Here is a 12,714-nt window from a genome sequence, read left to right on the forward strand (position 1 = left end):
CTCGACGCAGTTGCACTGCGTCGAGTTTCGCGGCAGTGCAACTGCCACGAAATCTAGAATGCACAAAATGACACACAACAAACGCTGGGTTATCGCAAAGACCATCACGCAACAAGCCTCCGAAGCATTGACGGTTGTGCCGCCGATTTTGCGGCAGGTGTTGTTCAATCGCGGCATCGGCACGGAGGAGCAAGCGCGCGCGTTCGTTGCCGCGAAAACGTTGGCAGACACGAATCCGTTTCAGATGATCGGCATGCAAGCCGCGGTGGATCGAATTAATTTTGCGCTTGAACATCACGAACCCATCGCGGTGTATGGCGATTACGACGTGGACGGCGTGACCGCGACCGCCTTGCTCGTGGAAGCATTGCAAAAATTTGGAGCCGATGTTCGCGGCTACATCCCGAATCGATTCGAAGAGGGCTACGGACTCAACAAAGACGCGTTGGATTCGTTGAAAGCGGACGGCGTGAAGTTGGTCATCACCGTGGATTGCGGAATCCGCTCGCCAGACGAATCGCTTCACGCGCAGACCATCGGGCTGGACCTCATCATCAGCGACCACCACCACCCCGACGGCGAAAACCTGCCGCCCGCGTTTGCAGTCATCAATCCAAAACAACATGGCGATCCGTATCCCGATAAAGATTTAGCGGGAGTGGGTATTGCTTATAAAATTGTTGAGGCGCTAGCGCAAGAAAGAGGAAAGACGAAAGAAGACGAAATCTTTCCTCTTTCCTCTTTCCTCGATTTGGTCGCCTTGGGAACCGTCGCCGACCTCGCTCCCCTCGTCGGCGAGAATCGTTCACTCGTCCGCAATGGACTCAAACAACTGCGCGAAACGAAGCGGCAGGGATTATTTTCACTCGCGGGCGTGGCACAGATCAAAATTGACAAGATCACCGCAGGCAACATCGGATTCATGCTCGGTCCGCGTTTGAACGCGTCGGGGCGACTCGAGTCCGCGCTCGCGTCGTTTGAATTGCTCACCACCACCGACTTCATGCGCGCGGGTCAACTCGCGCAGCAACTCGATGTGCAGAACCGCCAGCGACAAACGATCACCAAGACGATGCAACAGCAAGCGGAAGAGATCGCCATGCAGGATGACCCCAATGCGTTTCTGTTATTTGCCGCGCATGAAAGTTTCAATTCGGGTGTGGTCGGCTTGGCATCATCGCGGCTTACGGAAAAGTATTATCGCCCGTCTGTTGTCGCGGCAAAGGGAGCCGAGGAAACGCGCGGCTCGTGCCGTTCGATCCCCGAATTCCACATCACCGACGCGCTCGATCAATGCAAAGACTTGCTCGTCCGTCATGGAGGTCACGCCGCGGCGGCTGGCTTCACGGTGAAAAATGAAAATTTGACCGAGTTGGTGGCGCGGCTCAAAACAATTGCAAAAGAAAAATTGGACGGGAAGGACCTGCGCCAAACACTATCCGCCGATATGGAAGTTTCCCTCGCGGATATGAACTTCGGCATTTTGAAACACATCGCGTTCCTCGAACCGACGGGTTACGGAAATCCCGACGCCATCTTTGTTTCGCGGAATGTGAAAGTGAAATCGTTTCGCGCGGTTGGTTCGGAGGGCAGGCACTTGAAACTCACACTCGAAGACGGTCCCGCGTTGAAATACGATGCGATCGGTTTCCGCATGGGCGACGTGGCAAAGTCACTGCCGCCGCGCGTGGATGTGATGTACACGCTCGAAGCAAACGAATACAACGGACGGGTATCTCTGCAATTGAATTTGAAAGATGTAAAAGAGGCGGGGGTGGCGGATTAGGGAGGATGTACACAGGTACATAGGTAAACAAGTAGACACGTTACGAGATACGGGATACAACCTGTGTACTTGTCTACGTGTGTACGTGTTTCCGTGTATACGTTCGCTCTCTACTTCGCCCTTAACTCTTCTTCCCGTTCAGGTATCGTAAACCGATTAATCGTTGTGTAATCCACAAACCAATTGAAATTGCGGTTCATCCACATCGTGAATGTCCACAGCCAGGGGATGATCCACATGGCGCGCGGGCGGCGCACGAGACTCACCACCGCGTCAGCAACTTGTTCAGCCGTGAGCAACATAAACTTGGGGGTTGTGGCTTTTGTTTTACGTTTGATGCCCGCGTGTGAACCAAATTCTGTTGAAACGCCGCCGGGGTAGACCATCGAAACGTCAATGCCCCATGGCTTCACTTCGCGGCGCAACGCTTCGGAGAATCCATGCACGGCGTGTTTGCATGCTGAATAGATTGTGTAAGTCGGCGTGCCGACAAGTCCCGCCATCGAACACATTTGAATGATGTGACCTGACCGCTGTTGGATCATCACCGGCAACGCCTGCCGCGTGGTCTGAACCACCCCCATCACATTGACATCGAATTGACCTTGAATATCTTTCACGGGATCGAGTTTCTCCAGCCAATCCAATCGCCCGAAACCTGCGTTGTTGACCAACACGTCAATGCGACCGAATTTTTCCAGCGTCTTTTGAATCAGTGATTGAATATCTTCGAGTTTGGAAAGGTCTGCCTGCACGACCAACACATCTGCTCCCGCGCCCATACCTTTGATCTCATTCGCCAACGCTTCGAGTTTATCCACGCGCCGCGCGGCGAGGACAACCCTCGACCCCTCGCGTCCAAACTGACGGGCGGTTGCCTCGCCAATCCCCGACGATGCCCCGGTCACGATCACAACTTTGCCCTTTGGATCCATGAGAGACTCCTGTGTCAATATGTCACCCTGAGGGAGCGCTCGCTGCGACCGAAGGGTCTCGCTCGACCTGATGGGGACGCTGAGTGGCGACCTGCGCCACTCAACATGATATTCGTTGAGAATTATCACATTACAAACTGATCAAGGTCCCCAGCGCGGCTGGTAATCGCAATAACTGTTGTTCGTCAACCGCCGCAAGTCTGTGCCGTTGGCGCGGATCACATAGATCTCGCATCCATGATCGTCGCCGTAATGATCGAAGTACGCGGTGAAGACCACCCACTGTCCGTCCGGTGAAATGGATGGTCCCTGGCTGTTGCCGCCCGTCGGCGTGAGCTGGCGCGTGTTCGACCCGTCCGCGCTCATGATGTAGACCTCGCGATTCCACGGCTCGCCGGAGTACGTGACGATGAACGTCCCATCGGACGACCAATCGCTTCTTCCGCGGATGGACGGCAGATTCGTGATCCTCTTGATCGCGCTTCCCTTCAGGCTGACCGTGAAGAGTTGAACGCCTCCATCGCGGTCGGAGGCGAACAGAATCGATTTCCCATCCGGTGACCAGGTCGGGTCCCAGCCCAACGCTTGCGGAACATTCGCGGGGTTATCGCCGTTTCGATCCATGACCCAGATTTGATTCTGTTGGGTGTTTGGGTTTCCGCGCATGAATACGATACTCTCGCCATTCGGCGAAACTTCAGGCGCGTTAGACACGCCGAGTCGGTCTGTCAGCCGATTTGTATTGCCCGCGGTGAGACTCAATTCATAAATCTCGTAGACATTTTTCTCGCGGAATGCCGAATACAACACGCTTCCCCCATCCGGTGAAAGGGACGCGTAAAAATGACGCGCGTTGTCGCTGGTCAATTGGCGGAATCCCGATCCGTCCGCGTTGATGATGCAGATCTGGTCGGAGGATTGAACTTTATTGACCTGGCATGTGAAGACGATCTTCCCGGTCAATTGATCGGAAGGCGACGGGGATGGAATCGAATTTTGAGGTAGCGCGGTAAACGTGGGAGTCGCAAAATTGAAATCAGGCGTTGCAATGGATTCGGTCGCGGGAGGAGGAGTAAAGTTGGAGGGCGTAGACGCTTGAAGAGTGGCAAACAGGTCTGCCGTCGGGGTTGAAGCGGCGGGGAGGTTACATCCAGAAAATAGAATGAATGTCATTGCGAAGGCGATAGCCCTCGCAGTCCCATGTTGTTTTTTATTCAACCTCTTCAAGAGTAAACTCCTCGCCCGATAAAATTTTCGCGCCGAAACTTCCGCAATAGGGGCAATGAATCTCTCCGCCTTCAGGATGATATTTTTGGAAGCATGCCATACACTGAACTTCGGCAGTGATGAAGCGGAAGCGCAATTCCGCCTGTTCAGCAAGCGTGCCTTTGCCGATCTCGCGCCAGTGTGATTGGATCAGATCGCGATCGAGTTCGGCGATCTCGCCGATGGCAATGTGAAGTGTTGTGATTTGCTTCGTGTTGGACTCGCTCGCGCGTTGAAGAGATTTTGCAAGGATGGATTGCGCGAGCTCGAATTCTTTTTGATGATTCAAAAAATTAATCCTCTTGTGCAAGTTTTGAACCACGGAGTCACGGAGACACTGAGAGAAAAAACGGGTCTCCCGTAATTAACGGGAAAGAGCTTCACCACGAAGGGCACAAAGTACACAAAGGCAAAAAAAGAGCCTAGATTCCTTGGGTTTTCCTTTGTGACCGTCGTGTCCTTTGTGTTTGAAAAAAAGGTTTCCCGTTAAAAACGGTAGAGCCGAAAAAACAAAAGAACTCCGTGACTCAGCGTTTCCGTGTTTAAGGGCTTGAGGCTTTTCTAAGAAATTCAATCAGTCACCTCAGGTCGGTCTATAAGCCGCATTCTGTCCGTGACGCGAACGCCACTGTGCGATCATCTCTCTGGGCGGCGCGTCGCCGCGCCGCTCGGTGCAGCCTACCCGGGACTGACCCAACCACCGCGTGATTGGATACCTATGAAGACGAGCCGTCTCCCGCCATCCGCAGATGGCTTCGTCCCTGCTTGGCCTTGCTCCCGGCGGGGGTTACCTGACGATCTGCATTACTGCAAACGCCGGTGGTCTCTTACACCACCTTTTCACCATCACCCCCTCACCCCATCCCCTCTCCCATTGGGAGAGGGGCGCAGGGGTGAGGGTGGCTGTTTGTTTCTGTGGCCCTTTTCCGGCAGGTTCGCTCCTTACGGAGGCTTCCCCGCCCCGGGGACTATCCGACGCCGTGCTCTATGGAGTGCGGACTTTCCTCGATGGCGTCAACGCGCCACCGCGATCGCCCGACCAACCTGAGGCAAGGTCATCATACACGCAAGCAGAGGGAGCGTCAACATCGGGGCAGAACTGACAAATGGGACTTACGCAGTTGAACCTGTTGCGCCGTAGTTGCACTGCGGCGGCGGCAGTACAACTGCCCGCCCACTGCGTAAGTCCTGACAAATTTGAAAACGCGGACAACTTCACTGGATTATTTTTCAAAAAACATTAGAATAGGAGTTGTATAATGTTTCCTTGAGGAGTCATTGTGAGCAAAAGAACTGGCAAAACGATCATCGGTCTAACCGGCAATATCGCCACCGGCAAAAGCGTGGTGCGGCGCATGATGGAACACCTGGGCGCCTACACCATCGATGCGGACGCGCTGGCGCATCGCGTCATCTCGAAGGGCGCGCCGGGCTATCAGCCTACCATTGACCGGTTCGGCAAATGGCTTTTGGATAAGGAAGGGAACATCGACCGCGCTAAACTGGGCAAACTTGTGTTCGCAGACGCCGAAGCGCTCGCCCAACTCGAAGAGATCGTGCACCCGTACGTGTTGCAAGCGGTGGATTTACTCATCCGCCGGGCGAACCAGCGCGTGGTGGTAGTGGAAGCGATCAAGTTGATCGAATCGGGTATGCGCGAGCAATGCGATTCTATCTGGGTCACCGACGCGCCGCAGGAAGTTCAGGTCGAACGGCTGATGCGCAAGCGCAACCTAACTCGTGAAGACGCGTTGCAACGAATCGGGGCGCAGGCTCCGCAAAGCGACAAACTCGCCGCGGCGACGGTCATCATCCGAAACACCGGTTCGTACGACGAACTGTGGAAACAGGTGACCGCGGAGTGGAAACGCTTCGCGCCCAAGCCGGAAACTGGTCCACTTCCCTCATCCAACACCCAACCCGGAACGTATTTACTCCTGCGCGGCCGCCCCCGCGACGCGCAAAGGATTGCCGAGTTCATCTCGCGCCAGAGCAAGGGACGGCGCGTCATGCATGCTGACGATGTGATGGAGTCCTTCGGCGAGAAAGCATTCCTCATGCTCTTTAGCGGGAGCGAACTGGTGGGCGTGGCAGGCTGGCAAGTGGAAAACCTGGTGGCGCGCACCGACGACCTCTTCATCGACCCAAAAGTACCCGCAGAGAAATCACTGCCGCTTATGCTCAATGAAGTGGAGGAAGCCTCCAATGCCCTGCAATGCGAAGCCTCACTCGTCTTCCCGCCGATGGACTTGGTGGGTTTCGACACGGTTTGGAAACGACTCGGCTATTCGCGCCGCGCGCCGGAAACTCTCGGCTCACAGGCTTGGATGGAAGCCGCCAGCGAATCGATGCCGCGCGGCGCGGCGCTGTTCTTCAAACAACTACGCGCCGACCGCGTTCTGCGACCGATCTAACAGGGTAATTTGTAAAGAAGGGGAATCAAAATACCTCGCCTGCGCCCGAACACGAAGCTTGCCGGCGTTTCAGGCTTTCTCACGGCCGCTTGACTGATTCCGGCTCTACCGGTTTTAACGGGAAACCTTTTTTTCAAACACAAAGGACACGACGGTCACAAAGGAAAACCCAAGGAATCTAGGCTCTTTTTTTGCCTTTGTGTACTTTGTGCCCTTCGTGGTGAAGCTCTTTCCCGTTAATTACGGGAGACCCCTGATTCCTTACCCTTTAAGGGTCTCCCGTAGTTAACAGGAAAATACCTCGCCACGCAGGCTTGCACTGAGTCTATCGAAGCGACACCAAGGGGAAAAGGACCCGGATTCCTTGTGTTTTCCTTTATGACCCTCGTGTCCTTTATGTTTCAGGACTTACGCAGTTGGCGGGCAGTTGTGCCACATCCGCCCCAGGGCAACTACGGCGTAACAGGTTCAACCGCGTAAGTCCTATGTTTGAAAAAGGTTTCCCGTTAAAAACGGTAGTGCCAAAATGGGAAAACCTCCGCGTGTTCCACGATATTCGCGCGCGCAAGAGTCGTCGACCCGGGTTGCGCGAAAGCCATGTGTAAATGTTCCCGCCCCATTTACCAATCCCCAATTACGAATTACACTTCCACCCGATGGCGAACTTTTTCGATAACATCTTCTTCATTTTCGAGCGTCTCAACTGGCTCAGCGTTCTGGATATTGCGCTGGTCACGTTGATCTTTTTTGCATTGCTCTATACCTTGCGCGATACGCAGGCAATGGTGTTGTTGCGCGGCGCGATTTTCCTCATCATTGCCCTGATCTTGCTCACCTCGCTTGTTGAATTGCCGGCGTTCTCGTGGTTGGTGCAAAGCACCCTGCCCGCCCTGCTCCTCGCCATCCCGGTTATCTTTGCCCCCGAGATACGCCGCGCGCTCGAACGGCTGGGACGAGCTGGCAACTTCGTCACCGGAAGCGGACAACCGCAACAAGCCGATATCGTCAAAGTGATCCATGCGGTGGTCGAAGCGTCGCGCCGCCTCTCGGCGCGGCAACACGGCGCCTTGATCGTCATGCAACGCACCGATAGCCTCGCGCAATACGCCGAGACCGGCGTTCAAATGTACGCGCAAGTGACGCCCGAATTGCTCTTGCAGATCTTTTACCCAGATACGCCCCTGCACGATGGCGGCGCCATTATCGCCGACGGGAAGGTGCTTGCGGCGGCGTGCGTCATGCCGCTCTCGTCAAGCGGTATTCTCACCCGCAACCCCGAACGACAAATGGGATTACGCCATCGCGCCGCGCTCGGCTCCTCCGAAGTGAGCGACGCGGTCGCAGTCGTCGTTTCTGAACAAAGCGGTTCGATCTCCATCGCGCATGCCGGGCGCATGATTCGCCGCATCGACCCGGAGCGGCTTGAAAACATCCTCATTGCGTTTTACCAAACCGATGTTTCCACGCCGCGCAAAGTCTGGTTCCAACGATTCTTCCGCAGGGATAAATAACATGCGCTGGCTCGCTACCAATATCCGCACGATCCTCCTCGCCTTTGTCCTTGCCGTCGCGGTCTGGATTTCTGCCGTCACTGCCGCCGACCCGGATGAGATCCGCGCGCCCATTGCGGTGCCGCTTGAAATCGTCGGGCAGGAGCCGTCGCTCGTCATCACCAGTGAAATCCCAGCCAAAGTGAACGTCACCTTGCGCGCGCCTCGTTCGGTTTGGGAACGGATCTCCGCGCAGGAAAATTCCATCCGCGCCATCCTGGATATTTCCAACTTGAGCGCGGGCGAACATACAAAGGATATCCAGATTCAGATCGCGGCGCGACCGATCCAACTCGTTCTTTCGGACCCTGCTTCTGTTTCTGTCACCCTCGAGCGACTCGCCACCCGCGCCCTGCCCATCGACCTCTCCCTGAGCGGACAGCCGGCGGTGGGCTATCAAGCCGGAGATCCGCAGGCTGATGCGAACGAGGTGGTGATCTCCGGTCCCGAGTCGCTGGTCGAGCAGGTGCAACGAGCGCGCATCCTGTTGAGTTTCTCCGGCACGCGCGAAAGTATCGATCAAGCTTTGCCTGTGCTGGCGCTCGATGCGCAAAACGCCGTCGTGGATGGCGTGTCGATTAATCCTTCGTCGATTCATGTCACCATTCCCGTCACGCAACAAGGCGGTTTCCGCGATGTGGCGGTAAAAGTTATCGTCAGCGGACAGGTGGCGGCGGGGTACCGGCTTGAAAATATTTCGGTCGTCCCGCCGGTGATCACGGTGTTTGCCTCCGACCCACAATTGGTGAATGCGTTGCCCGGCGTGATCGAAACCGAAACGCTCAATTTGCAGGAGGCGAAAGAAGCCATCTCTACGCGGCTCGCGCTGTTATTGCCGGCCAACATCAGCATTGTTGGGGCGCAAACCGTGCAAGTAACGGTTGAAGTTTCGCCGATCCAGACCAGTGTAACGCTGTTGAATCAACCCATCCATGTGACCGGCTTGAGCGATGGGCTAGCCGCGCAGGTTTCGCCGCAAACGGTGGATGTGATCATCTCGGGTCCGTTGCCTGTGCTCGACGCGCTGACGCCGCAGGATATCATCGTAAATATCGATGTGACCGGGCTGGAGGCTGGCACGTATCAACTCACACCCACCATCGAAATCCTTGTCGAAAATGTGCTGGTCGAATCGATTTTGCCCGGCGCCGTGGAGGTGGTCATCTCTGTCCCCGGCACCGGAACGCCAAGCCCGTAGGTTGCGGCAGGGAATAGTGATCAGTTGAAATCGTAAATCGTAAATCGTAAATCGCAAATCGTAAATCGGAAATCATACATGCCTAAACCTATTGTTGCCCTCGTCGGCAGACCCAATGTTGGAAAATCAACTTTATTCAATCGCCTCGTCGGTGAACGCATGGCGATCGTGGACGATACGCCCGGCACCACGCGCGACCGCCTGTTTGGCGAAGCGGAATGGAACGGGCGCGCCTTCCATGTGATCGACACTGGCGGCATCGACCCGACGCATGGCGGCAAAACACCGCTCTCGGTCGGCTCGGCGGATTTTATCGAGGATATCCGCGCGCAAGCGCAAGCCGCGATCGACGAAGCGGATGTGGTGCTGTTCGTCAACGATGGGCAAAGCGGCGTGACCGGCGCAGACTTGGAGGTGGCAGACATCCTGCGCCGCTCGCAGAAGAAATTGCCGGACGGTTCGTTCTTCCCGCCGATCCTTGTGGTGGCGAACAAATGCGAGGCGCGCGAAACACGGGATGCGGCGAGTCAATTCTACGAGTTGGGGCTGGGCGAGCCTCACCCGGTCTCTGCCGTGCATGGAAGCGACACCGGCGACCTGCTCGACGCGGTTGTGGCAAACTTCCCTGCGGAGGAAGCGGCGGAGGAGGATGAGAGCATCAAGATCGCCATCGTCGGCAAGCCGAACGCGGGCAAGTCCAGCCTGCTCAACAAACTCGTGGGCGAGGAACGCGCCATCGTCAGCCCGATCCCCGGCACCACGCGCGATGCGACCGATACGCTCATCGAAATGGAAGGGTTGCAGGTTACGCTCATCGACACGGCGGGCATCCGCAAGCGCGGCAAGATCGAGCGCGGCGTGGAGCAGTTTAGCGTGTTGCGTTCGTTCAAAGCCATCGAACGCGCCGACGTTGCCCTGCTGATGATCGACGCCACAACGGGCATCACTGCGCAGGACGCGCACATTGCGGGCTTTATCCTCGAGCAATGGAAATCGTGTGTGGTGATCGTCAACAAGTGGGACGCCATCGAAAAAGATTCGTTCACGATGGAGGAGTACACGCGCAAGATTCGCTCCGATTTGAACTTTATGGATTACGTTCCGCTGTTATTCATCTCGGCGAAAACCGGTCAACGCGTGGATACTGTCTTGCCGATGGCGTTGCGCGTGCAGGAGGAACGCCTCGCGCGTTTGACCACCTCGAAGATTAACGCGGTGATTCACAAAGCGCAGGACGCTCATCCGCATCCCACACATGCGGGGCGCGCGTTGAAAATGTTCTACGGCACGCAAGTCCGTTCCGACCCGCCGACGTTTATGATCTACGTCAACGACCCGAAGTTGATGCACTTTACTTACTTGAGGTATTTGGAAAATCAGATCCGCGAGGAATATGGGTTTTTAGGTACGCCAATACGGATTGTGACGAAGGGGAGGCGGGAGTAGTCAGTTGGAGAATAGAGAATAGGAGAATAGAGAATAGAGAGTAGAGAGTAGAGGTTGAAAGGCGAGGCGGGGGAGTTGTGGCGTGAATTGTTTGACGCTTTGCTTGATGGTGAAAATATTTATCTTCCGATGAGCAAAATTCTTTCGGTGGGCGAAACTTCGGGGTCAGACGCGTTGGTGAGATTTCTTGCCGTAATTTCAACGTACTCACGGCTTCCACTGTAATTTATCCAATCGAAAATCGGACGTGGATCGCCCGGCGGGCAAGTCTGCTAATACGATTGGTGCAGGTATATCGGAAGTCAGAGATATATCCGACAAATCCAGGAGAAAGACTTGTTTGTCACTGATGTATGCAAGGCAATTTCCGTCTGATGAAACTGTCGGTGCATGGGCTGAGTCAGCTAATTTGATTAACCCTAAGCCGTCCGCATATGCCAGATAGATCGCGCGGTCGGACGCGCTCATGCCAAATTCAAAGACAAGGAATTTTCCATCTGATGACCAGCTGAGGTGAGCAACATCGGGAATAGTCGAACTGTGTCCTTTCGGGATAGGCAATGAGGCAATGATAGATTTGTTGCTTCCGTCTGGATTTTGAAGGATCAAGACTGCTTCTCCTGAAGTTCTTCTCATTTCAAAATAGGCAAGTCTTGAGCCATCTGGCGACCATGCGAAACTATTGTCGTACTCAACAAGCGCGCTGATTAATCTTACCAGCCCGCTTTCTAAATTTGCCTCGAAGAGGCCAGTACTTGGACCTAGACCATAAAAAATAATACTCTGGTCATTAGGCGAGAATTGCGGAGTGGATCCGATCTGTTGATCGCGTTGAAATTCGGTAACTGTAGATTCAGCGTTATTGATAAGATAGATCACAGTAGGATTTGCAACCGACCATGTCAGAACTCTTTTCCCATCACGCGACCAGGCAACATCCATTAGGTATCCTAATTCTGAGTTTGAGAGAACAGGTTGAAGTTGACTGCCAGTAGAGTCGGTTAGATAGATATTGCCTGTGCCTGTTGTATTCCCAACAAGAGCCAATTGTTCGCCGTTCGCCAACCACGACAAAGAGCGCAACTCTCCGATTGTTCGCTGTGGGTCAAGATCGATAAACTCTGTTTTCTCTGAGTTGCTTATAAATGCCGAAAAGCCATGCGCGAGCGCGAGCGGACCTTCGCAAATAATTCCCTGCCTTACATTCGATTCGAATGTATCAGAAGAAATTTCAGTGCTAGATGAGCCAGGCACTTGTTCGGATGGGACGAGCGAGCGGATCGTCCAGTGGAACAAAACGAATCCGAGCACGGCGGCAACTGTCCATGCGACAGGCACGACGAGTTTTGCAAACCAGCCTGTTGCAGGCTGTGATTTGTTTTTATATGCGTCCATTAATCGAGTCTCCAATGTCCATTGAAAGTCTTGAGAAACTTTCATGTTGTCTGCTACTGAATTTAATTTCGCGGCGACGGATTGTTCGTCGGCGGGGAGTTGGTCGAAGAGTTCTTTATTCATAGTCCATCTCCAATGCAATGGAAGAACGCGCGCGCAGGTCTTGCAGTCCGCGCGAGACGAGCATTTTGACGGCGGCTTCACTTTTGCCCAGCGCCGACCCCGCTTCGGCGAAACTGAGTCCGCTGAAGAAACATAGGATCAACGCTTCGGCGCGGTCACTGCTGAGTTGTTTGATCGCGTTGATGATCTGAGTCCGCTCGAGGCGTTGAAAAGCCGACTTGTCGGTAGGCAGGCTGGGAGTCGGGATGTGAAGCGCCGCATTCAACGGGACCTCAGGCTTGGTGCGCCGAAACAAGCGTCTGCGAAGCCTCGACGCGATTCCCATCAGCCACGCAATATACGGAGCCGCGCCGCGATAGGATCGTATCCCCTCCAACGCCGCCATGAACGTCTGCGAAGTGAGATCCTCCGCATCGTGGACGTTTCCCGTGTGCGCCATATGATAGCGATAGACGCTCGCAACGTGACGGCGATATAACTCGGCAAACGCCTCTGGCTCGGCGCGCGCCAGCCGCGCAAGGTGAGCATCGTCCATAGACGGGTAGTGAGGGATGGTCATAAACGTGTGAGGCGTCTCCTGCTGTGTTGTGCGCACAGTAGG

General features: G+C 54.9%; 10 protein-coding genes and 1 other RNA gene. 5 read left to right on the top strand and 6 right to left on the bottom strand.

Features of this window, described 5'->3' with window-relative positions; genetic code table 11:
* The first annotated feature begins 67 nt into the window (after positions 1–67).
* Positions 68–1,786, top strand: a complete 1,719-nt coding sequence (gene recJ, locus IPM31_09135; protein ID MBK9007143.1) for a single-stranded-DNA-specific exonuclease RecJ — start codon at positions 68–70, stop codon at positions 1,784–1,786.
* Positions 1,787–1,896: 110 nt separating this feature from the next.
* Here the strand turns inward: recJ and IPM31_09140 are convergent, their stop codons facing one another.
* The 4 genes from IPM31_09140 to rnpB all read right to left on the bottom strand — a co-directional run bounded on the left by IPM31_09140 (position 1,897) and on the right by rnpB (position 5,034).
* The gene (locus tag IPM31_09140; protein MBK9007144.1) at positions 1,897–2,721 is read right to left on the bottom strand and encodes an SDR family oxidoreductase; all 825 of its coding nucleotides are present in this window, start codon (positions 2,719–2,721) and stop codon (positions 1,897–1,899) included.
* A gap of 141 nt (positions 2,722–2,862) precedes the next feature.
* A complete protein-coding gene (locus tag IPM31_09145; GenBank protein MBK9007145.1) occupies positions 2,863–3,894 on the bottom strand; it encodes a PD40 domain-containing protein in 1,032 nt (343 codons plus the stop codon).
* Positions 3,895–3,931: 37 nt separating this feature from the next.
* On the bottom strand, positions 3,932–4,276 hold the full coding sequence (locus IPM31_09150) for a hydrogenase maturation nickel metallochaperone HypA (GenBank protein ID MBK9007146.1): 345 nt from the start codon (positions 4,274–4,276) through the stop codon (positions 3,932–3,934).
* Positions 4,277–4,567: 291 nt separating this feature from the next.
* Positions 4,568–5,034: RNase P RNA component class A (rnpB, locus tag IPM31_09155), an RNA gene on the bottom strand.
* A 233-nt stretch (positions 5,035–5,267) separates the two neighbouring features.
* On the opposite strand from rnpB, the gene IPM31_09160 reads away from it, so the two are divergent.
* The 4 genes from IPM31_09160 to der all read left to right on the top strand — a co-directional run bounded on the left by IPM31_09160 (position 5,268) and on the right by der (position 10,595).
* Positions 5,268–6,401 carry a dephospho-CoA kinase gene (locus IPM31_09160; GenBank protein ID MBK9007147.1) on the top strand — a complete coding sequence of 378 codons (1,134 nt, stop codon included), beginning with the start codon at positions 5,268–5,270 and terminating at the stop codon, positions 6,399–6,401.
* A gap of 656 nt (positions 6,402–7,057) precedes the next feature.
* The gene (locus IPM31_09165) at positions 7,058–7,912 is read left to right on the top strand and encodes a TIGR00159 family protein (protein ID MBK9007148.1); all 855 of its coding nucleotides are present in this window, start codon (positions 7,058–7,060) and stop codon (positions 7,910–7,912) included.
* A 1-nt stretch (position 7,913) separates the two neighbouring features.
* Positions 7,914–9,149: a hypothetical protein gene (locus tag IPM31_09170; protein ID MBK9007149.1), complete on the top strand. Its 1,236-nt coding sequence runs from the start codon at positions 7,914–7,916 to the stop codon at positions 9,147–9,149.
* Positions 9,150–9,227: 78 nt separating this feature from the next.
* Positions 9,228–10,595: a ribosome biogenesis GTPase Der gene (der, locus tag IPM31_09175; GenBank protein ID MBK9007150.1), complete on the top strand. Its 1,368-nt coding sequence runs from the start codon at positions 9,228–9,230 to the stop codon at positions 10,593–10,595.
* A gap of 207 nt (positions 10,596–10,802) precedes the next feature.
* Here the strand turns inward: der and IPM31_09180 are convergent, their stop codons facing one another.
* Both IPM31_09180 and IPM31_09185 read right to left on the bottom strand, forming a co-directional pair.
* Positions 10,803–12,113, bottom strand: a complete 1,311-nt coding sequence (locus IPM31_09180; GenBank protein MBK9007151.1) for a PD40 domain-containing protein — start codon at positions 12,111–12,113, stop codon at positions 10,803–10,805.
* Positions 12,106–12,672 carry an RNA polymerase sigma factor gene (locus IPM31_09185; protein MBK9007152.1) on the bottom strand — a complete coding sequence of 189 codons (567 nt, stop codon included), beginning with the start codon at positions 12,670–12,672 and terminating at the stop codon, positions 12,106–12,108. The genes IPM31_09180 and IPM31_09185 overlap by 8 nt, the downstream gene beginning before the upstream one ends.
* Positions 12,673–12,714: the final 42 nt, after the last annotated feature.

The organism is Candidatus Defluviilinea gracilis (genome assembly GCA_016716235.1).
GTDB classification, from domain to species: Bacteria; Chloroflexota; Anaerolineae; order Anaerolineales; family Villigracilaceae; genus Defluviilinea; species Defluviilinea gracilis.

Coding starts and splice junctions, on each gene's coding strand:
- IPM31_09185 (MBK9007152.1), bottom strand. CDS start 12,672: ATGACCATCCCTCACTACCCGTCTATGGACGATGCTCACCTTGCGCGG.
- IPM31_09170 (MBK9007149.1), top strand. CDS start 7,914: ATGCGCTGGCTCGCTACCAATATCCGCACGATCCTCCTCGCCTTTGTC.
- IPM31_09140 (MBK9007144.1), bottom strand. CDS start 2,721: ATGGATCCAAAGGGCAAAGTTGTGATCGTGACCGGGGCATCGTCGGGG.
- der (MBK9007150.1), top strand. CDS start 9,228: ATGCCTAAACCTATTGTTGCCCTCGTCGGCAGACCCAATGTTGGAAAA.
- IPM31_09145 (MBK9007145.1), bottom strand. CDS start 3,894: ATGACATTCATTCTATTTTCTGGATGTAACCTCCCCGCCGCTTCAACC.
- recJ (MBK9007143.1), top strand. CDS start 68: ATGACACACAACAAACGCTGGGTTATCGCAAAGACCATCACGCAACAA.
- IPM31_09165 (MBK9007148.1), top strand. CDS start 7,058: ATGGCGAACTTTTTCGATAACATCTTCTTCATTTTCGAGCGTCTCAAC.
- IPM31_09180 (MBK9007151.1), bottom strand. CDS start 12,113: ATGAATAAAGAACTCTTCGACCAACTCCCCGCCGACGAACAATCCGTC.